The sequence below is a fragment of the Thioclava sp. F1Mire-8 genome (assembly GCF_002213165.1).
Lineage (GTDB): Bacteria > Pseudomonadota > Alphaproteobacteria > Rhodobacterales > Rhodobacteraceae > Thioclava > Thioclava nitratireducens.
In genome coordinates this window covers 491362-516653 of sequence record NZ_NBNY01000001.1, presented here as the reverse complement: position 1 = coordinate 516653, position 25292 = coordinate 491362, and the positions used below count along the sequence as shown (strand labels likewise).

Annotated in this window: 23 protein-coding genes; 17 read left to right on the top strand and 6 right to left on the bottom strand. The window is 63.6% G+C overall.

Translation table 11 applies throughout. From position 1 onward, the window contains the following. The first annotated feature begins 58 nt into the window (after positions 1–58). The 15 genes from fba (at position 59) to B6V75_RS02375 (ending at position 15027) form a co-directional block, all read left to right on the top strand. Positions 59–1138 carry a class II fructose-bisphosphate aldolase gene (fba, locus tag B6V75_RS02445; RefSeq protein WP_088718603.1) on the top strand — a complete coding sequence of 360 codons (1080 nt, stop codon included), beginning with the start codon at positions 59–61 and terminating at the stop codon, positions 1136–1138. Between the two features lie 71 nt (positions 1139–1209). After that, the gene (locus B6V75_RS02440) at positions 1210–2643 is read left to right on the top strand and encodes a form I ribulose bisphosphate carboxylase large subunit (RefSeq protein WP_075774813.1); all 1434 of its coding nucleotides are present in this window, start codon (positions 1210–1212) and stop codon (positions 2641–2643) included. 41 nt (positions 2644–2684) lie between these two features. Beyond that, positions 2685–3050, top strand: coding sequence for a ribulose bisphosphate carboxylase small subunit (locus tag B6V75_RS02435; protein WP_075774814.1), 366 nt, complete (start codon positions 2685–2687; stop codon positions 3048–3050). An 83-nt stretch (positions 3051–3133) separates the two neighbouring features. Beyond that, positions 3134–3970: a CbbQ/NirQ/NorQ/GpvN family protein gene (locus B6V75_RS02430; RefSeq protein ID WP_088718602.1), complete on the top strand. Its 837-nt coding sequence runs from the start codon at positions 3134–3136 to the stop codon at positions 3968–3970. A 12-nt stretch (positions 3971–3982) separates the two neighbouring features. Next, complete coding sequence (locus B6V75_RS02425) at positions 3983–6310, top strand: VWA domain-containing protein (RefSeq protein ID WP_088718601.1); 2328 nt, start codon at positions 3983–3985, stop codon at positions 6308–6310. A gap of 18 nt (positions 6311–6328) precedes the next feature. Then, positions 6329–7030: a ribulose-phosphate 3-epimerase gene (gene rpe / locus B6V75_RS02420; protein ID WP_088718600.1), complete on the top strand. Its 702-nt coding sequence runs from the start codon at positions 6329–6331 to the stop codon at positions 7028–7030. A 112-nt stretch (positions 7031–7142) separates the two neighbouring features. Next, positions 7143–8051 (top strand): MBL fold metallo-hydrolase, encoded by a 909-nt coding sequence (locus tag B6V75_RS02415; protein WP_088718599.1) that lies wholly within the window; start codon positions 7143–7145, stop codon positions 8049–8051. 83 nt (positions 8052–8134) lie between these two features. Next, the gene (locus B6V75_RS02410) at positions 8135–9010 is read left to right on the top strand and encodes an MBL fold metallo-hydrolase (protein ID WP_077701221.1); all 876 of its coding nucleotides are present in this window, start codon (positions 8135–8137) and stop codon (positions 9008–9010) included. A gap of 8 nt (positions 9011–9018) precedes the next feature. Continuing rightward, positions 9019–9573: a thioredoxin family protein gene (locus B6V75_RS02405; protein ID WP_088718598.1), complete on the top strand. Its 555-nt coding sequence runs from the start codon at positions 9019–9021 to the stop codon at positions 9571–9573. After that, entirely contained in the window at positions 9570–10232 is a 663-nt protein-coding gene (locus B6V75_RS02400) for a phosphoglycolate phosphatase (protein WP_088718597.1), read from the top strand. Before B6V75_RS02405 ends, B6V75_RS02400 begins: the two co-directional genes overlap by 4 nt. Continuing rightward, positions 10226–10927 carry an HAD family hydrolase gene (locus tag B6V75_RS02395; protein WP_088718596.1) on the top strand — a complete coding sequence of 234 codons (702 nt, stop codon included), beginning with the start codon at positions 10226–10228 and terminating at the stop codon, positions 10925–10927. The genes B6V75_RS02400 and B6V75_RS02395 overlap by 7 nt, the downstream gene beginning before the upstream one ends. A gap of 48 nt (positions 10928–10975) precedes the next feature. Further along, a complete protein-coding gene (locus tag B6V75_RS02390; protein WP_166504549.1) occupies positions 10976–11839 on the top strand; it encodes an MBL fold metallo-hydrolase in 864 nt (287 codons plus the stop codon). A 68-nt stretch (positions 11840–11907) separates the two neighbouring features. Beyond that, positions 11908–12348, top strand: coding sequence for a TIGR01244 family sulfur transferase (locus B6V75_RS02385; protein WP_088718594.1), 441 nt, complete (start codon positions 11908–11910; stop codon positions 12346–12348). Positions 12349–12371: 23 nt separating this feature from the next. Then, a complete protein-coding gene (gene sulP, locus B6V75_RS02380; protein ID WP_075774824.1) occupies positions 12372–14123 on the top strand; it encodes a sulfate permease in 1752 nt (583 codons plus the stop codon). A 178-nt stretch (positions 14124–14301) separates the two neighbouring features. Continuing rightward, positions 14302–15027 carry a LuxR family transcriptional regulator gene (locus B6V75_RS02375; protein WP_240496891.1) on the top strand — a complete coding sequence of 242 codons (726 nt, stop codon included), beginning with the start codon at positions 14302–14304 and terminating at the stop codon, positions 15025–15027. 85 nt (positions 15028–15112) lie between these two features. Here B6V75_RS02375 and tsf read toward each other — a convergent pair whose 3' ends face one another. The 6 genes from tsf to trkA form a co-directional block, all read right to left on the bottom strand. Next, the gene (gene tsf, locus B6V75_RS02370) at positions 15113–15994 is read right to left on the bottom strand and encodes a translation elongation factor Ts (protein WP_075774826.1); all 882 of its coding nucleotides are present in this window, start codon (positions 15992–15994) and stop codon (positions 15113–15115) included. A 74-nt stretch (positions 15995–16068) separates the two neighbouring features. Continuing rightward, positions 16069–16836, bottom strand: a complete 768-nt coding sequence (gene rpsB / locus B6V75_RS02365; protein WP_075774827.1) for a 30S ribosomal protein S2 — start codon at positions 16834–16836, stop codon at positions 16069–16071. A 273-nt stretch (positions 16837–17109) separates the two neighbouring features. After that, a complete protein-coding gene (gene hflX / locus B6V75_RS02360) occupies positions 17110–18396 on the bottom strand; it encodes a GTPase HflX (protein ID WP_240496890.1) in 1287 nt (428 codons plus the stop codon). Positions 18397–18429: 33 nt separating this feature from the next. After that, positions 18430–18663 (bottom strand): RNA chaperone Hfq, encoded by a 234-nt coding sequence (gene hfq / locus B6V75_RS02355; RefSeq protein ID WP_038060695.1) that lies wholly within the window; start codon positions 18661–18663, stop codon positions 18430–18432. A 160-nt stretch (positions 18664–18823) separates the two neighbouring features. Further along, a complete protein-coding gene (locus B6V75_RS02350; protein WP_088718592.1) occupies positions 18824–20347 on the bottom strand; it encodes a potassium transporter TrkG in 1524 nt (507 codons plus the stop codon). Positions 20348–20359: 12 nt separating this feature from the next. Next, complete coding sequence (gene trkA / locus B6V75_RS02345) at positions 20360–21736, bottom strand: Trk system potassium transporter TrkA (protein ID WP_075774830.1); 1377 nt, start codon at positions 21734–21736, stop codon at positions 20360–20362. A gap of 438 nt (positions 21737–22174) precedes the next feature. Between trkA and B6V75_RS02340 the strand changes: the two genes are divergently transcribed. Both B6V75_RS02340 and B6V75_RS02335 read left to right on the top strand, forming a co-directional pair. After that, complete coding sequence (locus B6V75_RS02340; RefSeq protein WP_088718591.1) at positions 22175–23803, top strand: alkaline phosphatase family protein; 1629 nt, start codon at positions 22175–22177, stop codon at positions 23801–23803. 4 nt (positions 23804–23807) lie between these two features. Next, positions 23808–25187 carry a cytochrome c peroxidase gene (locus B6V75_RS02335; RefSeq protein ID WP_088718590.1) on the top strand — a complete coding sequence of 460 codons (1380 nt, stop codon included), beginning with the start codon at positions 23808–23810 and terminating at the stop codon, positions 25185–25187. Positions 25188–25292 lie beyond the last annotated feature (105 nt).

The window sequence follows — 25292 nt, the reverse complement described above, 5'->3', positions numbered from 1 at the left end:
CCGCGGCGCGACCGGTTAGGCCCGCAACGTAAGGCCCACAACGTAAGGAACACCTGATATGGCACTGATTACGCTCAGACAATTGCTCGATCACGCCGCGGAATACGGCTACGGCGTGCCGGCGTTCAACATCAACAACATGGAACAGGGTATCGCCATCATGAAGGCGGCGGCGAAATGCGACGCGCCCGTCATCATGCAGGCCTCGCGCGGTGCGCGCAGCTATGCCGGTGACATCATGCTGCGCCACATGATCCAGGCGCTGTCGGAGATGTATCCCGATATCCCGCTGTGCATGCATCAGGACCACGGCAATAACGAGGCCACCTGCCTCACCGCGATCCGCCACGGCTTCACCTCGGTGATGATGGACGGCTCGCTGAAAGAGGACATGAAGACCCCCGCCGATTGGGACTACAATGTCAGCATCACCAAGCGCGTGGCCGATATGGCTCATTGGGTGGGCGCTTCGGTCGAGGGCGAACTGGGCGTGCTCGGCAATCTCGAGACTGGAGAAGCAGCGGAGGAAGACGGCTCGGGCGCGGTTGGCAAACTCAGCCACGATCAGCTGCTGACCGATCCCGACGAGGCGCTGGATTTCGTCAAGCTCACCAAGGTCGATGCGCTGGCGATCGCCTGCGGCACCAGCCACGGCGCCTACAAATTCTCGCGCAAGCCCACGGGCGACATCCTCGCGATCAGCCAGATCGAGAAGATCCATGCGAAGATTCCGAACGTCCATCTGGTCATGCACGGCTCGTCCAGCGTGCCGCAATATCTGCAGGACCTGATCAACGAGTCCGGCGGCGAGATGCCCCAGACCTACGGCGTGCCGGTCGAAGAGATCGAGCGCGGCATCAAGTCGGGCGTGCGCAAGGTGAATATCGACACCGACAACCGAATGGCCCTGACGGCTCAGTTCCGCAAGGTCGCGCAAAGCAAGCCGACGGAATTCGACCCGCGCAAATTCATGATCCCCGCGATGGAAGAGATGGAGAAGCTCTGCCTCGACCGCTTCCAGCGCTTCGGCACCGCCGGGAATGCCAGCAAGATCAAGGTGATCGACCTCGACGACATGGCCAAGCGCTATGCCGAGGGATCGCTCGACCCGGTGATTTCCGCGGCCAAGGCCGCCTGACACACCCGCGATCCCGGCAGTCGAGCGCCCGGGGCCGCAGTTATCGGATTTAGGGAGACAAGGAGACCCCGATGAACCAGCATGCAAATCCCGGTAAATACAGCGCCGGCGTCAAGGAATACCGTGAAACCTATTGGGAGCCGAACTACACCCCCAAGGACAGCGACGTGCTCGCCGTCTTCAAGATCACGCCGCAGCCCGGCGTCCCGCGAGAGGAAGCCGCAGCCGCCGTCGCCGCAGAAAGCTCGACCGGCACCTGGACCACCGTCTGGACCGACCTGCTGACCGATCTCGACTACTACAAGGGTCGTGCCTACGCGATCGAGGACGTGCCGGGAGATGACGAGAGCTACTACGCTTTCATCGCTTACCCGATGGGTCTGTTCGAAGAGGGCTCGGTCGTCAACGTCTTCACCTCGCTCGTGGGCAACGTCTTCGGCTTCAAGGCCGTGCGGGCCCTGCGTCTGGAAGACGTGCGCTTCCCGCTGTGGTTCGTGACGACCTGTGACGGCCCGCCCCACGGCATTCAGGTCGAGCGCGACAAGCTCGACAAATACGGCCGTCCCTTCCTGGGGTGCACGATCAAGCCGAAGCTGGGTCTCTCGGCAAAGAACTACGGCCGCGCGGTCTACGAGGCGCTGCGTGGCGGTCTCGACTTCACCAAGGATGACGAGAACATCAACTCGCAGCCCTTCATGCGCTGGCGCGACCGTTTCGAGTTCTGTCAGGAAGCGATCGACAAGGCCGAGCGCGAAACCGGCGAGCGCAAGGGCCACTACCTGAACGTCACCGCGCCGAACATCGAAGAGATGTACAAGCGCGCCGAGTTCGCCAAGGAGATCGGCTCGCCGATCATCATGTCGGACTACCTGACGATGGGCTGGGCCGCGCAGGCCTCGCTGAGCCGCTGGTGCCGCGATAACGGCATGCTGCTGCACGTGCACCGCGCGATGCATGGCGTGATCGACCGCCACCCCAAGCACGGCATCAACTTCCGCGTTCTCGCGAAGATGCTGCGCCTTCTGGGCGGCGACCACCTGCACTCGGGCACCGTCGTCGGCAAGCTCGAAGGCGACCGCGAGGCGACGCTGGGCTGGATCGACCTGATGCGCGACAAATACGTCAAGGAAGACCGTTCGCGGGGCATCTTCTTCGATCAGGACTGGGGGCAGATGCCGGGCGTGCTCCCGGTGGCTTCGGGCGGCATCCACGTCTGGCACATGCCCGCGCTGGTCAACATCTTCGGCGATGACAGCTGCCTTCAGTTCGGCGGCGGCACGCTGGGCCACCCCTGGGGCAACGCCGCGGGCGCAGCGGCCAACCGCGTCGCGGTCGAGGCCTGCGTCAAGGCACGCAACGAGGGCCGCGATCTCGAGAAGGAGTCGAAAGACATCATGACCTCGGCCGCCAAGCACTCGCCCGAACTCAAGATCGCCATGGAGACGTGGAAAGAGATCAAGTTCGAGTTCGACACCGTGGACAAGCTGGATGTGGCGCACCGCTAAGGCGCGCCCCTCCCACCAACGCCTGAGAAAGGACTGACACCATGAGTGAAATGCAAGATTACGGCTCCCGCATCTCGGACCCGAACAGCCGCAAGATGGGCACCTTCTCCTATCTGCCCCAGCTCAGCGATGACGAGCTGCGCAAGCAGGTGGAATACATCGTCTCAAAGGGCTGGAACCCGGCCATCGAGCATACCGAGCCCGAGAATATGCGCTCGAACTTCTGGTACATGTGGAAGCTGCCGATGTTCGGGGAAACCGATGTCGATGCGATCTTTCGCGAGATCGAGATGTGCAAGAAGGCCAACCCGGGCAACCATGTTCGCCTCGTGGGCTACGACAACTTCAAGCAGACGCAGGGCACCTCGATGGTGGTGCACCGCGCCGACATGTCGGCCTCTGCGTGATCTGATACCGGGGCGGGCTGCCGATCGCGGCGGCCCGCCCTGCCCCATTTTTCCGGATTTTCCAGCGCGACGGAGAGCCACCCATGAGCGATATCGACCCAGACCAGTTCCGCGTGAAGACCGAGCCCTACTACCGGCCTGTCGGCAACGAGATCGAACAATACGCCGCCGCCTATGACGTGCGGATGCCGGTGATGCTCAAGGGCCCCACGGGCTGCGGCAAGTCGCGTTTCGTCGAATATATGGCGTGGAAGTTGCAGCGCCCGTTGATCACCGTGGCCTGTAACGAGGACATGACCGCGTCCGACCTGATCGGGCGGTTCCTCCTCGATATCAACGGCACGAAATGGCAGGACGGCCCGCTGACCGTTGCCGCGCGGATCGGCGCGATCTGCTATCTCGACGAGGTCGTCGAGGCCCGTCAGGACACCACCGTCGTCATCCACCCGCTGACCGATCACCGCCGCCAGCTGCCGCTGGAGAAGAAGGGCGAGCTAGTCGACGCGCATCCCGATTTTCAGGTCGTGATCTCGTATAACCCCGGCTACCAGTCGATGATGAAGGACCTCAAGCAATCGACCAAGCAGCGTTTCGGCGCGATGAGCTTCGACTACCCCCAGGCCGCGACCGAGGCCGAGATCGTCAGCCACGAGGCCGGGATTGACCTCAAGACCGCCGAAAAGCTCGTGCAGGTCGCCCAACGCTCGCGCAATCTCAAGGGCCACGGGCTCGATGAGGGCATGTCGACGCGCCTTCTGGTCTATGCAGGCCAGTTGATCTCGCAGGACATCCCCGCGCCTGCCGCCTGCCAGATGGCGCTGGTGGAGCCGCTGACCGATGACGCGGATATGCGCGACACGTTGCAGGCGGCCGTCCAGACCTTCTTCCCCGAGATCACCGATACTTCGAAGGTGGCGTAAGGAGCGCGTCCGATGAAGGTCGATCTCGACGATTACGCCGCCGATCTGATCAAATCCGCGCCGGAGCTGGAGGAGACCCTCGACGGGCTCTTCCACGAGGCGGCGCGGATGATGTCGCCCGCCGGGCTGAAGGATTACATGGACGGTGCGAAGGCCATGACCTCGCTCGGCAAGGGCCCCCGCCTGCTGATCTCCTATCTCGACGAGATGCCGCAGGTCGCCAAGGAATGCGGTGAGGACGTCATTCGGGACGTGGTGGGCGCGGTGCTGAAGCTGGCCTCGATGGTGTCGGGCGAAATCCTGGGGCTGATGCTCGACACGCTGCCCGGCGCCGCCAACCGCTTCGGCGATCCGGAACTGCTGCGCGGCTATCTGGCGCTGCTGCACCGGCTGGCAGCCCGTGCGCCAAGGGGACTGCGTCCGATGTTCGGCGTGCTCGAAGAACTGCTGGCGAAACTCACGCTGTCGGGTCTGCGCCGCTGGGTGGATTTCGGCGCCGAGGCCTATCGGCGCGACCTGCCGAAACAGGCGGATTACTTCGGGCTTGTCTCTGAAGACAGCCGCGCAGTCCTGAAACAGGAACGCCGCGGAACGCTCTTCATCGACAGCCAGCGCCGATTGAACTTCTACCTCCGCGCCTTCTGGGCCCGCGATTTCTTCCTGCGTCCCTCTGCCGCCGACTTCGAAGGCTTCCGCCCCTTCATCGAGGAGGGCGCGCTGCATCTGCCCGATGCGGTGGACGGGTTCAACGGCGCCTCCGGCCTCGATCTCTACCGCGCGATGTGCGCCCATATGGCGGCCCATATCGTCTATTCCGATCACGGGCTCGGGCAGGAAGCGCTCAATCCGGCGCAGATTTTCCTGATCGGCATGATCGAGGATGCCCGCGTCGAATATTGCGCGACGCGGGCCTTTCCGGGGCTGCGCGCGATGTTCGACCGGCTGATGCCGGACACGCCACCCGGCGCTTACGAGCACGAGACGATGTATCTGCTGGAAAAGGTCGCCCGCGCGCTCAACACGCCCGGCACCCGCACCGGCGATCTGGAAATCGACAATCTCGTCGAGACCTTCCACGGCGAGATCGCGGACAATGCGCGTGAGACGATGTTCTCCTGGTCGCTGGGCGTCGAACTTTACAACCTGCTGGCGCAGCGCCGCGCGGTGCCGTCCCTTCGCATTCTCGAATCTCTGAAAATTCCGTATCGCGACGACAACCGCTTCATCTGGTCGCTCTCGGATTACGACTGGTCGAACCAGAACGCCTATCAGCCCGCGCAGGGTCAGGTGCGCAAGCGCGTGGGCCTGATGGAATTCGTCAACGAGGTGGATGTCGAGACCGCGGGCGACGATGCGCAGGAGGTCTGGGTGCTGTCGTCAGAGCTGTTCCCCTACGAGGATGAGGGCGTCAGCTATAACGAGATGGAGGGCAAGGCCCCGATCTCCGACCCGTTTCATTACGGCGAATGGGATTACAAGGTGCAGTTGATGCGCCCGTCGTGGTCGACTGTCTACGAACACCGCCCGCCGATGGGCGACCCGGACGAGATCGACACGATCCTGACCGCGCATCGCGGCATCCGTCACCGCATCAAGCAGATCGTGGACCGGCTGCGCCCGCAGGGCATCTCGCGCCAGCGGCGGCTGGAGGATGGCGACGAGCTGGATATCAACGCCGCCGTCGATGCGATGGTGATGCAGCGCATCGGCATGCAGCCCGACATGCGGATCACCATGCGCAACGTCATCAACCGGCGCGATCTGGCGGTCTGCATCCTGCTCGACCTGTCGGAAAGCACCAACGAGACCGTGCGCGGCTCGGACAAGACCGTGCTGGAGCTGACGCGCGAAGCCTCGGCGCTGGTGGCCTCGGCGATCGAAGGGATCGGCGACCCGTTCGCGATCCACGGCTTCTCCTCGGATGGCCGCCACGACGTGCAATATCAGCGCTTCAAGGATTTCGAGCAGAAGCTCGATTCCGAGGTCAAAGGCCGCCTTGCGGGCATGAAGGGCGGGCTCTCGACCCGGATGGGGGCCGCGATGCGCCATGCCGCCCATCATTTGTCGCTGCGCCCGGAAGCCCATAAACTGTTGCTGATCGTCACCGATGGCGAACCGGCCGATATCGACGAGCGCGACCCGCAATATCTGCGCATGGATGCCAAGAAGGCGGTTGCGGAACTCCAGCAGATCGGCATTAACAGCTATTGTCTGACGCTGGACCCCGAAGCCGATGCCTATGTGTCGCGCATCTTCGGGGCCAACAATTACACCGTGATCGATCAGGTCGAGCGCCTGCCCGAGAAACTGCCGACCCTGTTCGCGCAACTGACGAAATGAGCCGCCAAGGAGGCCCCCATGAGCTTTGACCGTTCCATCAAGATCGCGCCCTCGATCCTGTCGGCCGATTTCGCAAATTTCGGCGCCGAGATCCGCGCCATCGAAGATCAGGGGGCCGATTGGGTCCATGTCGACGTGATGGACGGGCATTTCGTGCCGAACCTCACCTTCGGCCCACCCGCCGTGAAAGCGTTCCGCCCGCATGTGAAGACCTTCATGGACGTCCACCTGATGATCGCGCCGGTCGACCCTTACATCGAGGCCTATGCCGAAGCGGGTGCCGACATGATCGTGGCGCATTGGGAGGCCGGCCCGCACCCGCACCGCACGCTGCAGGCGATCAAGGCGCAGGGCGTGAAATGCGGCATCTCGCTGAACCCCGGCACGCCCGCCAACGTGATCTCGGAACTGCTAGACCTCGTCGATATGGTTCTCGTGATGAGCGTTAATCCCGGTTTCGGCGGCCAGAAATTCATCCCCTCCAGCATAAACAAGGTCCGCCAAGTGCGCGAAATGATTGGCGATCGGGAGATTCACATTCAGGTGGATGGCGGCGTCGATCCGACCACGGTCGGCCCGCTGGTCGAGGCTGGTGCGGATTGCTTCGTCGCGGGCTCCGCCGTCTTCAAGGGCGGCTCGGTCGATAGGCCGGAGGCGTATGGCCAGAATATGCGCGCGATCCGCGAAGCGGCGGAGGGTGCTCTCAAAGCCGCGCAGTGAGAAACTGCCAAGCTGCAAGGAGATCGGTCGCGATCTCGTGATCTGACCGCTTGCCCTGCCGCTGCCTCTCGTTCATATTCGTGGAATTGAATACCAGCTAGGGAGGACTGGCATGACATTCACGCGACGCACCATTCTGCGCGGAGGGCTGGCCATGGGCGCCATGACAGCCCTTCCCCGGCTCAGCTTCGCCGCCCAGACCCTCGAGATGGGTTCGGCCCGGCTCGACACGCTGTCCGATGGCAATCTCGTGCTGCCGATCGGCTTTGTGACCGACAATCCGGAGGCCAAGCCGATCCTCGAGAGCTACGGCATCACCGGAGACTCGGTCGAACCGCCCTGCAACGTCACGCTCTATCGCGACGGCACCAACACCGTGCTGTTCGACGTGGGGTCGGGCAATGACTTCATGCCGTCTGCGGGTAAGCTGATGGAGGCGATGGACGCGCTCGAAGTCGCCCCCGAGGACGTGACCCATGTCGTCTTCACCCATGGCCACCCGGATCACCTCTGGGGCGTGCTCGACGATTTCGACGAGCCGTTCTTCGCCAACGCCGAGCACATGATGGGCAAGGACGAATTCGAATATTGGCTCAACCCGGAGACGCTCGACACGATCGATCAGGGCCGCAAGACCTTCGCGGCAGGCGCGCTGCGTCGCCTCCAGATCCTTGAAGACCAGATTGCAACCTTTGGAGATGGCGAGGAAATCCTCCCCGGCATCATGGCGCAGATGACGCCCGGCCACACGCCCGGTCACATGTCCTTCCACGTCAAGAACGGCGAGACGCAGGCCTTCATCATCGGCGATGCGATCGTGAACCACTACCTCGCCTTCGCCGCGCCGGGCATGGCGGCAGGCTCCGACCAAAACCCCGATCTGGGCGCGGAGACGCGTGTCGCGTTGCTCGATCAGCTGGCGACCGACAAGCTGCCGATCATCGGCTATCACCTGCCCGAAGGCGGCCTGGGCCGGGTCGAGCGCGACGGCGACGCCTATCGCTACGTGCCGGAGGTCTGAGGGTGAAAAAACTCCTTTTGACCAGCGTCTTGGCTGGGCTTCTTCATGTGAGCCCCGTACTCGCCTCTGAAGACGTGCCGGATATGTATCCCGGTTCGGTTCTCTACTCTAAGCCCTACGAGGTGATCCCCGGCGTCTGGACCGCGATCGGGGCTACCGCGCCGCCGACCTATGAGAATTCGGGTCATAACAACAATCTCAGCTTCATCGTCACCGGCGATGGCGTGGTCGTGGTGAATTCCGGCGCGTCCTATCAACTCGCCAAGGCGCTGCATGACGAGATCAAGGCGGTCACCGATCAGCCGGTGAAGCTGGTGATCAACGAGAACGGTCAGGGCCATTCGATGCTCGGCAACAATTACTGGATCGAACAGGGCGTGCCGGTGCTCGCCCATGTCGATGCGGCGGCCGAGTTCGAACATGACGCCGGCGGCGCCTTCGAGGCGCTCAAGAGCTACGGTAAGGAAACCGCCGAAGGTACCGATCCGAAGCTGCCCACCGAGACTTTCGAGGACAAGCGCGTCATCGAGATGGGCGACATGACCATCGAAGTGATGCATCTGGGCCCCGCGCACAGCCCCGGCGACACGCAGGTCTGGCTGCCGGAACAGAAATTCATGATCGCGGGCGATATCGCCTTTTCGGAAAGGATGCCGCCGATCTTCTCGGGCACCTGCACGAGCTGCTGGATCGAGACCTTCGAGACCAAATTCGCGCCGCTGGAGCCTGCCTTCATCATCCCCGGCCATGGCCATCCGACCAATCTCGAGAAGGTCACGCGCGGCACGACGGGCTACCTGAAATATCTGCGCGGAAAGATCGCCGAACATCTCGACAATGGTGGCGATCTGGCCGAGGCCTACTACGTGGATCAGAGCCCCTACAAAAACCTCGACACGTTCGAGGAACTGGCGACGAAAAACGCGGGCGTCGTCTACGAGGAAATGGAATTCGAATAGGAGGCCGCATGGCTGTCACTCCCCCCGTCTGCGATTTCGGCTGGAAGGCTCCGGGCTTCACCCTGCCCGGCACCGATGGCAAGCAATACAGCTTTGACGACATCCGTGGTCCCAAGGGCACGCTCGTGATGTTCATTTGCAACCATTGCCCCTATGTCCAGTCAATCCTCGACCGCATCCTGCGCGATACGGCGGAGTTGCAGAAGGCGGGGATCGGCGTCGTTGCGATCTCGGCCAACGATGTCGACGAATATCCGCAGGACAGCTTCGAGAACATGGCCAAGCTGGCCGAGGAGAAGGGCTTCCCCTTCCCCTATCTCTATGACGAAACTCAGGCGGTCGCGAAGGCATACGGGGCCGCCTGCACCCCGGACTTCTTCGGTTTCAACGCCGAGGACGGGCTGCAATATCGCGGCCGTCTCGATGCCTCGACCAAGCAGGCCGCCGCGGTCGACGCCAAGCGAGAACTCTACGAAGGCATGATGTTGGTCGCCGAGACCGGCGAAGGCCCGCGCGACCAGATTCCGTCGATGGGCTGCTCCATCAAATGGAAATCGGCATGAGCGACGCGCCTTCCGTCATCTTCGATCTCGACGGAACGCTGATCGATTCCGTGCCCGCGATCCATGCCGTTTCGAACGCCGTTCTGACCGATATGGGCTTCGAGCCGCTCTCGCTTCCGACGGTCCGAAGCTTCGTCGGCAAGGGCGTGCCCAACCTCGTGCGCCAGTTGCTGATCACCTCGGGCGAAGACCCGGACGGGCCGCTCTTCAATCGGGTGGAGCACGCCCTCGTCGCGCGCTACGAGACCGATGTGGAGGGCAACGTGCCCTACCCCAACGTGATCGCCGCGCTTGACCGGCTCACGGAGATGGGCTGCCGGATGGCGGTCTGCACGAACAAACCGGTCCGCCCAGCTGAAGCCGCGCTGCGCCATGTCGGTTTATGGGACTATTTCGAGCTGACGCTGGGCGGGGACTCCATGCCCACCCGCAAGCCCGAGCCGGAAATGCTGCATCATTGCCATCGGGCCCTGGGCGGCGGACAGATGATCTATGTCGGCGACAGCGAGGTCGATGCGGAAACGGCGGCGAATGCGCAGGTCCCGTTCGCGATCTATTCCGAGGGCTATCGCAAGACGCCCTTGACCGACGTGCCCCATGACGTCGCCTTCTCCGATTGGGCGATGCTGCCCGGTCTGGTGGAGGGCTGGAAATGGTAAGCGCGCTGATCTTCGACGTCGACGGAACGCTGGCCGAAACCGAAGAAGCCCATCGCCGTGCATTCAACGAGACCTTTGCCGCACGGCGAGTGGACTGGAACTGGTCGCAGGAGACCTATCGCGAACTGCTGAAAACCGCCGGCGGCAAGGAGCGCATGGCGCGCCACCGCGAGGTCATGGGCTTCGGACCGACCGACGACGAGATCGCCATGCTGCACGAGATCAAGACCCGCCGCTATGTCGAGATCATCACCGGCGGGCAGGTCCCGCTGCGCCCGGGCGTAGCGCGGCTGATCGCAAATGCGCGTGCCGCCGGGATGAAGCTCGCCATCGCCACGACGACGAACCGTCCCAATGTCGATGCGCTGATCCGCGCGCAGCTGGGTGCCGACCCCGATCACCTGTTCGATGCGATCGCGGCAGGCGACGAGGTCGCCGCCAAGAAACCCGCGCCCGACGTGTTCGAACTCGCGCTGAACCGGCTGCATCTGCCGCCCGAGGCCTGCATCGCCTTCGAGGATAGCGAGGTGGGCCTGCGCTCTGCACAAGCGGCCGGGCTGCGCGTGGTCGTGACGCCCTCGGCCTATACCGATGGCGGCGATTTCTCGAGCGCGGAGTGGGTGCTCCCCGATCTCTCGCACCCCTTACCGCCCGAGATCACGGAAGGGCTGGGACAGAGTGCCGCAATTTCATAAGATCGGACTCGGCTACATATGCTGGGCAGGTTAACGGAGGCCGCCATGATCAAACCGGACGTCAAAGCTTTTTTCGACACCGCGACTTTCACCGTCTCCTATGTGGTGAAAGATCCCGGCAGCAAAGCCTGCGCCGTTGTCGATAGCGTGCTCGATTTCGACTATTCCTCGGGCCGGACGGATACCAAATCCGCCGACGAGGTGATCGCCTATGTGAAGGAGAACGGGCTTGAGGTGGAGTGGATCCTCGAGAGCCACGTCCATGCCGACCACCTTTCCGCCGCGCCCTACATTCAGGAGCGCGTCGGCGGCAAGATCGGCATCGGCGACCGCATTCAGGTCGTGCAGGACACCTTCGGCAAGATCTTCAACGAAGGCACCGAATTCCAGCGCGACGGTTCGCAGTTCGACAGGCTCTTCAAGGAAGGCGACACTTTCAGCGTCGGCGCGCTGGAGGGTCGCGTTCTGCACACGCCGGGCCATACGCCCGCTTGCCTTACCTACGTCATCGGCGATGCGGCCTTCGTGGGCGATACGCTCTTCATGCCCGATTTCGGCACCGCGCGCTGCGACTTCCCCGGCGGCTCGGCGGAGACGCTCTACGCCTCGATCCAGAAAATCTTGTCGCTGCCCGACGAGACCCGCATTTTCGTGGGCCACGACTACAAGGCACCGGGCCGCGACGAATTTGCGTGGGAGACGAGCGTGGCCGAGGAAAAGGCCCGCAACATCCATATCGGCGGCGGCAAGTCCGAGGCCGAATTCGTCAAGATGCGCACCGAGCGCGATGCGACTCTGGCGATGCCGAAGCTCATCATCCCGTCGCTTCAGGTAAACATGCGCGCGGGCCAGATGCCTCCGAAGGACGAGGACGGCAAGACCTACCTCAAAGTGCCGGTCAACGGGCTCTGAGACGATAAACCGAGAGGGCGGGAAACCCCGCCCATCTCCACCTAGAAGGCAGGATAACAGGACAGATCATGGAATTGCGCAAACTTTCCGACGAGTTCTCCGTCGCCCCGCAGATCGAACCCGAAGACGTGCCGAAGCTTGCCGAGATGGGCTTTCGCACGCTGATCATCAATCGTCCCGACGAGGAGATCGAGGACGCAGATCAGCGCTCGGACGCGATCGCCGCGCTTTGCTCGACGCATGGCCTCACGCCTTACTACCTGCCCTACTATCCCGGCGAACTGAGCCTCGAACTGGTCGACAATTTCGCGACGATCATGGACGCGGCAGAGAAACCCGCCTTGGGCTATTGCCGTTCGGGCACGCGCTCGTCGCATCTGTGGGGCGTCAGCCAGGCGGGCGAGATGGAAATCGACAAGATCGTCGCGACCGCCGCCGAAGCGGGCTATGACCATTCCACGCTGGTGCCGGTGATGCAGTATTACGCCAGCCGCCGCGATCAGGCCTGATCCAGCCCTTTCGCGACGTGCCAATGCTCAAACGCTACCTGCCGATCCTAAGCTGGGGGCGCGACTACGATCGCCCGACCTTCGAGGCCGATCTGATCGCGGCGGTGATCGTCACGATCATGCTGATCCCGCAGTCGCTGGCCTATTCTCTGCTGGCCGGGATGCCGCCGGAATACGGGCTCTACGCTTCGGTACTGCCGCTGCTGATCTACGCAGTCTTCGGCACCTCGCGCCCGCTGGCCGTCGGCCCGGTCGCGGTGATCTCGCTGATGACGGCCGCCGCGGTCGGCAGGGTGGCGGCGCAGGGTACGCCCGAATATATCGCCGCCGCAGTGGCGCTGGCGTTTCTCTCGGGCGTGATGCTGGTGGTGATGGGCTTCCTGCGCATGGGCTTCATCACCGCCTTCCTCAGCCACCCGGTGCTGTCGGGCTTCACATCGGCTGTCGGTATCCTGATCGCCGCGGGCCAGATGAAGCATTTCTTCGGCATTCCGGCAGAGAGCGGCGGGATTCTCGATATTCTCGGCGGACTCTGGGCGCATCTCGGCCAGACCAATCCCTACACGGTCGTCATCTCGATCCTGTCGCTGGTCTTCCTGTTCTGGGCGCGACGTGGGCTTAAGCCGCGCCTGCTAAAGGCTGGGCTGTCCGAGCGGCTTGCGGCCATCCTCACCCGCGCCGCGCCGGTTTACGCAGTCGCCGCGACGATCCTGATCACCTGGCTGTTCGGGCTCGAGGGGCGCGGGGTCCGCGTCGTCGGCACCGTGCCGCTCGGCTTCCCGACCCCGAGCCTGCCGCCCGCCGATCTCGCGCTCTGGAAAGAACTCTTCGTCCCGGCGCTCCTGATCGCGATCATCGGCTATGTCGAGACGATCTCGGTCGCCCAGACATTGGCCGCTAAGAAACGCCAGCGCATCGATCCGGACCAAGAATTCATAGCCCTCGGCGGCGCCTCCATCGGCTCCGCGATCTCTGGATCCTTTCCGATTACCGGGGGGTTCGCGCGCTCTGTCGTCAGCTTCGAGGCCGGCGCTACGACGCCCGCCGCTGGCGCCTTCACCGCGATCGGGGTGGCGCTCGCGACCTTCACCCTGACCCCGGCCCTCTATTACCTGCCGCAAGCGACGCTCGCGGCCACGATCTTCGTCTCGGTGCTGACGCTGGTCGACATCAAGGCGCTCAAGCGCACGTTCAAATACGCCCCCCGCGAAGGTGTCGGCATGGCGCTGACGGTGCTCGTCACCCTGATCTGGGGCGTCGAGGACGGCATCGCCTTCGGTGTCATCCTCTCGATCGCGCTGCGGTTGTGGCAAAGCTCGCGCCCGCATGTGGCCGAATTGGGCCAGGTTCCCGGCACCGAGCATTTCCGCAATATCCGGCGCCACCGGGTGAACTGCGCGCCGGGCATCCTCAGCCTGCGCATCGACGAGAGCCTGTGGTTCCCGAATGCCCGCTTCGTCGAGGAGATGATCTACGACCGGATCGCGAGCGACGAGTCCATCAAGCATGTCGTGCTGAATTGCCCCGCGATCAACCATATCGACATGTCCGCGCTTGAGGCGCTGGAAGAGGTGAACGACCAGCTCAACGACGCGGGCGTGCGATTGCACCTGTCCGAGGTTAAAGGCCCGGTGATGGACCGCCTGACGCGCTCGGACCTGATCACCCAACTAACCGGGCAGATCTACCTTACCCATTACGACGCGCTGGCGACGCTCGCCCCCGAGACCACCCAAGGTTGCGCACACGAGAGCCGTGTCGAGACCCACCGCTAAGCGTCTTCGTGCCCCACGTGGGTTGCCATGGCGCGCGAAACATAAGACATTTGAACAGGGTCTCCGGCGCGGGGAAACATACGCCTCCGGAGTAGTGTTAATGAGCTACGCGAACTAACCGATTGTGGGGTGAAACGCGATGTTATCCTTCTGTGAGGCGGTCTTACGCGCAAAATCCGTGCAGGAAATTTGGACCCGCCATTGCCGCGAAATGGAGCGGTTCGGCTTCGACCGTTTGATCTATGGGTTCACGAGTTTCCGAAAGGGAAACAACTTCGGCCACGAAGACGATTTGTTGATCCTCTCGAACCACCAGAAGGAATATCTCGACCTCTTCATCGGAGAGGGAAAATATCGCCACGCGCCGATGGTGCAATGGGCGGCGAAGAATGACGGGCCCTGCTCGTGGCGCATCGTCGCGGACCGCGCAATGCGGGGAGAGCTGACCCCGGCAGAGATCGACGTGATCGACATCAACCACCGTTTCGGCATCCGCGCGGGCTATTCGATCGGTTTCTCCGACCCGCTCTCCTACGCGCGCGGCGCGATCGGACTCGTGGGGCGGCCGGGGCTGAGCCAGGACGACGTCGACCGCATCTGGCGCGAGAACGAACGCGAATTGATGGTGATGAACAGCCTCGTTCATCTGCGCATCTCGACCATGCCCTATTCCACCGGGCGACGCCCACTGACGGATCGGCAGCGCGAAGTCCTCGAATGGGTGGCGGAGGGCAAGACGACCGCCGATATCGCGATCATCATGGGGCTGACCCCTTCGACGGTGGAGAAACACCTGCGACTGGCGCGCGAGGCGCTGGACGTGGACACCACCGCGCAGGCGGTCATGAAAGCCTCGGTGCAAAAGCAGATTTTCCTGAACGCCTCACACGCGGCGGCGCGTTAGGTTCGCATCCCAAACCCCTGCCCCACAATGAAAAACGCCGCCCCGATCAGGGCGGCGTTTCCTATTTCAAAGAAGAGGCGCGGGCTTAGTTGCCAGCTGCGGTCTTCGCCACTTCAGCGGCGAAATCTTCTTCTTTCTTCTCGATGCCTTCGCCGACTTCCATCCGGACGAAGCCGGTGATCTCGACGCCAGCTTCTTTCGCGGCCTGACCGACGGTGAGGTCGGGATTGACGACGAATTGCTGGTTCAGCAGCGTGACTTCCGCGGTGAATTTCTTCATGCGGCCTTCGATCATCTTCTCGATCACCTGCTCGGGCTTGCCCGATTCACGTGCGATGTCGATCTGAACCTGCTTTTCCTTCTCGACGACAGCCGGGTCGAGATCGGATTCGGACAGCGCGGCCGGGTTGGTCGCGGCGATGTGCATCGCGATCTGCTTGCCGATGCCGTTGTCTTCGCCCTTCAGCGCAACGAGCACACCGATCTTGCCCATGCCGTCGGCGGCAGCGTTGTGCACGTAATGCACCAGCGTGTCGCCTTCGAGGATGTGCATGCGGCGCAGGTTCATGTTCTCACCGATACGCGCGATGGCGTCGGTGATCACGTCTTCGACCTTCTTGCCGTTGAGATGCGCAGCCTTGACGACTTCGACATCTTCACCGGTTTCCAGCGCGACTTCCGCGATGTCGGAGACGAGCTTCTGGAAATCGGCGTTCTTCGCGACGAAGTCGGTTTCCGAGTTCATCTCGATCGCGACGCCCTTGCCGTTGTTGACGGCGAGCGCGACGAGACCTTCGGCAGCCACGCGGCCCGATTTCTTCGCAGCCTTCGCAAGGCCCTTGGTGCGCAGCCAGTCAACGGCGGCGTCCATGTCGCCATCGGTCTCGGTCAGCGCTTTTTTCGCGTCCATCATGCCTGCGCCGGTAGCTTCGCGCAGTTCCTTCACCTGAGCGGCGGTAATCGCCATGGTCGGATCTCCTTCAAGAACTCTGCGAGGGCGGGATACCCCGCCCTCATGTCATCTGGGTGACGGTCGCGGCCTTACTTGGCCTCGGCCTCGGCCAGCGCCTCTTCAACCGGGGTCTCGGTGAGGGCACCGACATCGACGCCCGCCGCGCCCATCTGGGCCGACATGCCGTCGAGAGCTGCGCGCGAAGCGAGGTCGCAGTAGAGCGCAATCGCACGGGCCGCGTCGTCGTTGCCCGGGATCACGTAATCCACGCCGTTCGGCGAGCAGTTGGTGTCGACCACCGCCACGACCGGGATGCCGAGCTTCTTGGCTTCCGCGATGGCGAGGTCTTCCTTGTTCACGTCGATCACGAACAGGAGGTCCGGCAGACCGCCCATTTCGCGGATACCGCCGAGCGACGCCTGCAGCTTGGCCTGGTCACGCTCCATGCCGAGACGCTCTTTCTTGGTCAGGCCTTCAGCGCCCTGCTCGAGCTTCTCGTCGATCTCGTTGAGACGCTTGATCGACTGGGAGACGGTCTTCCAGTTGGTCAGCGTGCCGCCGAGCCAGCGGTGGTTCATGTAATACTGTGCGCATTTCTCGGCGGCTTCGGCGATCGGGCGCGCAGCCTGACGCTTGGTGCCGACGAAGAGAACGCGGCCGTTTTTAGCAACGGTGTCGCGGATGACCTGCAGAGCCTGGTCGAGCAGCGGAACGGTCTGCGTCAGGTCGACGATGTGGATGCCGTTACGCTCGCCATAGATGTACTGACCCATACGGGGGTTCCAACGCTGGGTCTGGTGGCCGAAGTGAACGCCAGCTTCCAAGAGCTGACGCAGGGAGAATTCAGGAAGCGCCATGTCCAATTCCTTTTCCGGTTTGCGCCTGAGCGGAGGGTCTCAGGGCATATGCCCCAACCGGTGGACTTTTGGGGATGTCTCCCCCATCGGCCCGCCTCCGCCTGTGAAGTGCGCGCGATATAGACCCATCGCGCCGCCTTGGCAACCCCTACCGGTCATGGGCGTCCCCGGGAAAACCAAGGCGCGCGCGCCCGCTTCGGCTTGGTGTAAATATCCCGGGTGAATTCGCGTCAGCGAAGAGGGGCAGCGCCCCTGCTCCGTCTCCGGCCCGGCTTACAGCGCGCGGAACCGGTTGCGCTGACTGCCGGTCCATTCGACCTCGAAGGTCCACCCATCTTCGGTCTGCGTCTCGCCGCGGATCACGTTCTGCTCGTGCAGCCAGGCGCGTTTGCGGCCATCCGCAAAGCCCAGCGTGATCTCTTCCTGATAGCGTTCTTCCGAAAGCTTCTCGTCGATCGCCGTCAGAAGCGCGTCGAGACCCTCTCCGGTCAGCGCCGAGATCGCCTGCAGATCGGGCTCGCGTGCCTCCTGTACCAGCAGAGCGCGGCGCGGCTCGGGCGGTACGGCGTCCATCTTGTTCCAGACCTCGATCAGCGGCACTTCCTTGGCGACGCCGAGTTTGGTGAGAATGTCGTTCACATCCTCCGCCTGCTCCTCGGTCTCGGGATGCGAGATGTCGCGGACATGCAGGATCAGATCGGCTTCGAGCACCTCTTCCAGCGTCGCGCGGAAGGCGGCGACAAGCTGCGTCGGCAGGTCCGAGATGAAGCCCACCGTGTCGGACAGGATCACCTTGCGGCCCGTCGGCAGCTCCAGCCCGCGCATCGTCGGGTCGAGCGTGGCGAACAGCATGTCCTTGGCCAGCACTTCGGCCCCGGTCACGCGGTTGAACAGGGTGGATTTCCCCGCGTTGGTATAGCCCACCAGCGCCACGATCGGGAACGGCACCTTTCGGCGTGCGGCGCGGTGCAGCTCGCGGGTCTTCACGACCTTCGCAAGCTGGCGGCGCAGACGCACGATCTGCTCGTCGATGGCGCGGCGGTCGGCCTCGATCTGGGTTTCCCCCGGGCCGCCGACGAAGCCGAGCCCGCCTCGCTGACGCTCGAGGTGGGTCCAGGCGCGCACCAGCCGCGTACGCTGATAGCTCAGCGCGGCCAGTTCCACCTGCAACACACCTTCACGGGTGCGCGCACGGTCGGCAAAGATTTCGAGGATCAGCCCGGTCCGGTCGAGGAGCTTCACCCCCCATTCCTTCTCGAGGTTGCGCTGCTGCACCGGGGTCACCGGCCCGTCGATGAAGACGAGATCGACCTCGTTCTCCTCCAGCCGCGCCTTGATCTCGGCCAGCTTGCCCTGGCCGAACAGCTTGCCCGGCTCGGGCTTGCGCAGCTTCACGATCTCCTCGCCCACCACCTGCAGATGCGGCAGGGCGGCGGCGAGCGAAACCGCTTCGGCCAGCGCAAATTCGGGCAAGTGTCGCTGGCCCTCTCGCGACGGAATGTCGGGATGGATCACGTAGGCCCGCGTATCGGGCGTCTCGGTAGAGGTCGTTTCGCTCAAGATATGTATCGCTAAAGCCGCGCGCGGCGCCGCTTAGTCGTCGCCTTCGTAAAGCGAGATAGGTTGTCCCGGCATGATCGTCGAGATCGCGTGCTTGTAAACAAGCTGAGATTGCCCGTCGCGGCGCAGAAGCACACAGAAGTTGTCAAACCAGGTGATGACGCCCTGCAGCTTCACCCCGTTGATCAGGAAGATCGTGACAGGAACCTTTGTCTTGCGCACATGATTGAGAAATGCGTCTTGCAGGTTCTGTTTGTCGCCAGCCATATTATTCTTGCCCTTGTTTTTCGTATCGCGTTTCGCATCGCGCGTGATCGGACGGGCCTGATTTGCCCTTTCTTCAAGTATGCAGCGCATAGCGGGAGATTCCAGCCCAAAAAACAGTTTGTTAGGCCCTGAGCCAGAAATTGCGTATCGAATCCGGGATTCAGGCGCGCCAGAATTCCGGGTTGAACAGGGCGATGATCGCCAATGTCTCGAGCCGGCCAAGCACCATGGCGAAGGCGAAAACGGCCTTGATTGGCTCGCTCAGATGGGCCCAGCTCAGTGGCACATCGGCCGCGATCCCCGCCAGCGGTCCGGTATTCGACAGCGCCGCGATGGTCAGGATCGTCGCGGGCTCGAACGACAGACCGAACAGCGACGCCGCCATCATCACCCCGGCGATGGAAATCGCGAACAGCATGAACACGATCCAGCTGATATAGGCGCCTTCGCGGCGCAGCCGCCTTGCCATCATGCCGCCGCCCGCGATGGAGTTCGGATAGATCAGCTTGTCGAGTTCGCGCTCGCCGTGACGCAGCAGCGCGTAAACCCGCAGCAGGCGCACCCCGCCCGCGGTCGTTGCGACGCCGCCCCCGATGATCGCAAGCCCCGCGAGGATCAGGCCCGGTGTGCCCAGGCCCGACCAGTCGCGCGCGTCGTGCCAGCCGTTCGATTCGAAGCCGGTCGTGGTCAGGAAGGACAGCGAGGTGAACAGCGACCCCCAGATCGAGCGGAAGATCGCGCCGAAATCGCCCGGCGTGCGCACTTCCAGCGCCGCGATCCAGTGACGCAGGAACAGAAACAGCGGCACGAGGATCACCAGCCCCGCAGCCAGACGCAGCTCTGGGTCGTCGATCAGCTTCGGCGAGGCGCGCAGCTCGCCGCCCCCCGGCCAGAGCCTGCGCGACAGCGCGGGCAGGAAGAACACGAAGATCACCATCTCGCCCGCCACCCCAGAGCGCGCATTGGCCATCCCGCCCACTGGCGAGATGCCGGAGGTCGAGAGAGTGGACATCGCATGGATCAGCGCCGTCAGCGACCGGTCCCCCGCCATCAGCAGGCAGACCCACAGCAGCACCGTCAGCCCGGTATAGATAGGAGCCAGCGAGACCGCGTAATGGGCGATGCGCTCGGACATCTCCGCGCCACCATCTGCGGCCGGGGCCGCGGCGGCCGGGGCGCCGGAGGGGCCACCCGAGAAGAACACTTCGAAGCCGCCAAGCCGCATCGGCGCCAGCACCGCGATTGCCATCACGAGGATGAAGAAGCCGCCCATCCACGCCACCAGCCCACGCCAAAGATGCACCGAGCCGACCAACCGGTCGGGCTCGTAAAGCGTGCCGCCCGTGGTGGTGAAGGCGGAGACCATCTCCCACCAGCTATTGAAAAACGATGTGTCGCGCACCGCGATATAGAACGGCACTGCGAGCAGCACGGGCAGCACGGTGAAAGCGGCCAGCATGATCAGAAGGCTCGCCCGCCCCGCCCGCGCAGGCCGCGGGTTCGACCCGTTGGCCAAGCCGATCAGGGCGGTCGCGAAGAGAAACAGCGTCGCCGAATAGAAGAACGATCGCGCGGTATGGTGATGATGCGTCAGGAGCGCGTGGATCGCCGGCACATACATCGCCAGCGCCGAAACTCCCATCAGGAGTATCGGCAGCGGCAAGGCCTTGATCATGCGTTCCATGCGGACCGGCCCTTAGAAGAAGTCGATGGAGACCTGCAACAGGCGCTCCACTTCGGGCACGTCGGAGGTCAGAGCGAAGAGAACCACGATATCGCCCTCCTCGATCCGGGTATTGCCGGTCGGCTTGACGATCTTGTCGCCCTTGCGGATCGCGCCGATCAGAACCCCTTCGGGGAAATCGACATCGCGCACCGCCTTGCCCGACATCGGCGAGGTTCCCATGACCTGCGCCTCGATCGCCTCGCCCTCGGCATCCCCGATCGAGTAGATCGCGCGCACCCGGCCATGGCGGATATGGCGCAGGATCGACGACACGGTGGTTGCCCGGGGGTTGATATAGGCATCAATATCGAGCGCGCTCAGCAAGGGCGCCAGCGTCGGATCGTTGATCAGGCAGATCGCCATCCGGCAGCCCGCCTGTTTCGCGCGCACCGAAACGAGAATGTTCGTCTTGTCGTCATCCGTGATCGCCAGAACCGCGTCGGCGGTGGCGATATTCGCCTCCTCCAGCAGTTCCGAGCTCATCCCGTCTCCGTTGAGAACGATCGTACGGTCCAGCGCATCGGCGGCCTTCTCGGCCTGCGCGCGCGAGCGCTCGATGATCTTGGCACGCACGCGCTCGGTCCGCGCTTCGAGGGACTTGGCCACGCTGAGACCGACGTTGCCGCCGCCGATGATGACGATGCGTTCCTGCTTCTGCGTGGATTTGCCGAAGATATCGAGCGTGCGGTTCACGTCCTCGACATGGGCGAAGACATAGATCTGGTCGCCCGCGAAAAGCTGATCGCCCGGCTCGGGCGCGAATAGCCGCCCCTCGCGGCGAATGCCCACCACGACAGCGCGCAGCGTCGAGAACAGATCGGTCAGCTGCCGCAGCGGCGTGTCGAGCACAGGGCAATCAGCGTCCAGCTCGATCCCCAGCAACTGCAACTGCTCGTCGAGGAAGCTTTCGGTGTCGAAGGTCGAGGGCGCCGCCAGACGGCGCAGCGCAGCCTCGGCCACCTCGCGCTCGGGCGAGATGATGACGTCGATCGGCAGATGATCGCGGCGGTAGAGATCGGAATATTCCGGCTGCAGATAGCTTTGCGCCCGGATGCGGGCGATCTTGCGCGTGATCCCGAAGACCGACATCGCGACCTGGCAGGTCACCATGTTGACCTCGTCGGAATGGGTTGCGGCGATCATCAGGTCGCAATCGCGCGCCCCGGCCTGCTCGAGAATGTCCGGATGCGAGGCGAAGCCCACCACGCCCTGGACGTCGAGCGTATCGGCCGCGCGCCGCACCAGTTCGGGATTGGAATCCACGACCGTGACGTCGTTGCGCTCGCCCGCCAGATGGCGCGCGATCTGCCAACCGACCTGACCCGCACCGCAGATGATGACCTTCATGGCAAATGCCTCCGCGCCTTACTTGGCCCCTATCTAGGCCGCGTTGCCGGGGGTGGTCAAATGGCAAACACGCAAGCCGCATGTCAGCCGCGTAAACCTAAGCCCGTTCCTCTTGCCGAGAATATCCTTGGGGGTGAGGCAGGATAAACGAACTTCAAGCGGAAGGACGCCCCGCCGCACGCCCCGTAGCGCCGGAGAACGGCCGTGGCGAGCGGAGGCCGCCCCCTGCTCAGCCCCCCTCGCAAAACCTAGCCGGTGCGCTCGCGCCGCGATCACCGGTTGCTCACGCAACATCCCATCCGCGTGTATCCGCGCCGGTCTCACCGAGGGGTGATGGCGCGTGAGCGGAACCGTCACCGAAGTGTCAAATGACGCCCCTAGCCAGAGGCCACGCCCCGTAACGCACGGGAAAGCTGCCATCTCAACGAGGGACTTCACATGATCGACACGCTCCGCCCGACCGGTGCCGTCAGCGCGCTCGCGCTGGCTTGCGCCGCCGCGACCGCCCAGGCTGGCACCGCCGCCGATACCCAGACCGCCACCCCGATCAAGCATCTCGTGGTGATTTTCCAGGAGAACGTCTCCTTCGACCATTATTTCGCGACCTATCCGAAGGCCGCCAACCCTAAGGGCGAGCCGCAATTCACCGCCGCGAAAGACACGCCCAAGGCCAATACGCTCGCAAGCGCCGGTCTGCTGAAGAACAACCCCAACAAGAGCAATGCCGTCAATGGCGCGAATGCCGCCGCCCCGTTCCGGCTCGACCGGACGCAGGCCGCGTCCGCCGACCAGAACCACGGCTACACCGCCGAGCAGGCCGCTTTCCACGGCGGCAAGATGGATGCCTTCCCGGCCAATACCGGCAAGGGCACGAAGGGCGGCACGGGCGCATTCGGCACCAAGGGCCAGGTGATGGGCTATTACGACGGCAATACCGTCACCGCACTGTGGAACTACGCGCAGGCCTACGCGATGAACGACAATGCCTTCTCGAGCACTTTCGGCCCCTCGACGCCGGGCGCGATCAACCTCGTCTCGGGCCAGACCAATGGCGCGGTGCTGCCCAAGGGCTACAAACTCGAAGCCGACGGCACCTATGACAAGGGGCGCGTCGTACCCGACGGCAATGGCGGCTGGACCATGATCTCGGATCTCGACCCGACCGGCGATGTCTGCTCGAACCCGAAATACCCGACGACGCTTATGGGCGGCAAGAATATCGGCGATCTGCTGAACGCCAAGAACGTTACCTGGGGCTGGTTCGAGGGCGGCTTCGATCTGACCGCGGTGAACGGCAACGGCACCACCGGCTGCGACCGCTCGTCGCTCTCGCAGGTGACCGGCGAGACCTCGAAGGACTACATCCCCCACCACGAACCCTTCCAGTATTACAAATCGACCCGGAACGTCGATCACACCCGTCCCGCCTCGGTCGATGTGATCGGCACGTCGGACGATGGCGGCGCGAACCACCAATATGACAGCAAGGATTTCTACGCGGCCCTGAAGAACGGCAACCTGCCGGCGGTGAGCTTCCTGAAAGCGCCCGCCTATCAGGACGGCCATGCGGGCTATTCCGACCCGCTCGATGGGCAGGAGTTCATCGTCAACGCGGTCAACGCGCTGCAGAAATCGAACGACTGGAAGGACACAGCGATCGTCGTGACCTACGACGACTCCGATGGCTGGTATGACCACGCGATGGCAGTGGTGAACGGCTCGAACATCCCGGTCGCGGGCTACGACGTGCTCAATGGCAGCAACTGCGCCAGCGACAAGACGCTGCCCGGGCTCGACGGCAAGCCCGCGCAGGGCCGTTGCGGCTACGGCACCCGCATCCCGATGCTGGTGATCTCGCCCTATGCGAAGAAGAACGCGGTGGATCACACACTGGTCGATCAGTCCTCGGTCACCAAGTTTATCGAGGATAACTGGCTGAACGGTCAGCGCATCGGTCAGGGCTCCTTCGACGCCCAGGCGGGCGAGCTGAACGGCATGTTCGACTTCTCGAAAGCGGCCAATGGCAAGCTGATCCTCGACCCGGCCACCGGCAACCCGAAAGGCTGAGGCGATGAGACTGCCGAACCTGAGATTGATCACTCCCAGAACGATCCGTTCGGCACAGGGGGCCGCGAGCATCACGCTCGCGGCTTTCCTTTCGGCCACCCCCGTCGGGGCCGCGTCCGACGCCGGTTCGAAAACGACCGCACCCGGAGATGCCGATCTGAGCGCCGTGGCCACGATCGGCAAGGCGCTGTTTTCTGACCCCACGCTGTCAGCCAGTGGCCAAATGAGCTGCGCGAGCTGCCACGACCCGGGCAATCACTTCGCGCCCTCCAATGCCCGCCCGGTGCAGCTTGGCGGGGCGTATCTCGACCAGCCGGGACTGCGCGCGGTGCCATCGCTCACATACAAGCGCCAGACGCCACCCTTCACCTTCGGGATGCTCGACCCGACCTCGGAGGCGGGCGAAGCCGCGCCGCAGGCGGTCGCACAGCAAGGGGCGGGCGCGAAAGGAGCCGCAGGAGCAAGCGCATCTACGCAGCCCGCGTCGCAAAAAACCGCCGGCACGCCCGCCGCCGCGAGCGCGGTGCCGCGGGGCGGTCTGTTCTGGGACGGGCGCGCGGATACGCTGCAAGAGCAGGCGCTGGCCGTCCTCTTCACTCATTTCGAGATGGCAGAGCCCGACCGCGCAACCCTCGCCGCGACCCTGCGAGCGCGCTATGGCGACCGCTTAGCGCGGCTCTTCGGCGAGGCGGTGCGTGACGACGACAAGATGCTGATCGACGAGGCCGCCTTCGCTTTGTCGCGCTACCAGACCGAGGCGGTGGAATTTCATCCCTATACCAGCAAATACGATGCCTTTCTCGCGGGCGAGGCGCAGCTTTCGCCGGCAGAGGCGCGGGGCCGTGCGCTCTTCGACGATCCGAAGAAGGGCAATTGCGCGGCCTGTCATCTCGACACCCGGTCCGCCGATGGTCGCCCGCCGCAATTCACCGATTACGAATACGAGGCGCTCGGCGTGCCCCGTAACCCGGCGATCCCGGCCAATGCCGATCCGCATTATATCGATCTCGGTCTGTGCGGCCCGCTGCGCCACGACACGATTTCGACGCAGCCCGGCAATTGCGGGATGTTCAAGACCCCGAGCCTGCGCAACGTCGCGACCCGGCACGTGTTTTTCCACAACGGTGTCTACACCAGCCTGCAACAGGTCCTGCGCTTTTACGCCAAGCGCGACAGCGATCCCCGCGCGATTTACCCCACGCGCAACGGAAAAGTGGCGCGGTTCGACGACCTGCCCACTCGCTATCAGGGAAATATCGACCGCACCGATGCGCCTTTCGGACGCAAGCCCGGAGAAGGCGACGCGCTGACCAAGGCCGAGCAAGCAGATATCATCGCCTTTCTCGAGACCCTGACAGATGGCTACGCACCGCCGGAGGAGTGATCAGAGCCGCTGGCGAGGGACCTCTTGCGAGGCCGCGCCCTTCCGCCTTTGAGCCATGCCGCCCTCCCGCGACAGGGCAGCGCCCTGTGCCTCTTAAGTTTTGTC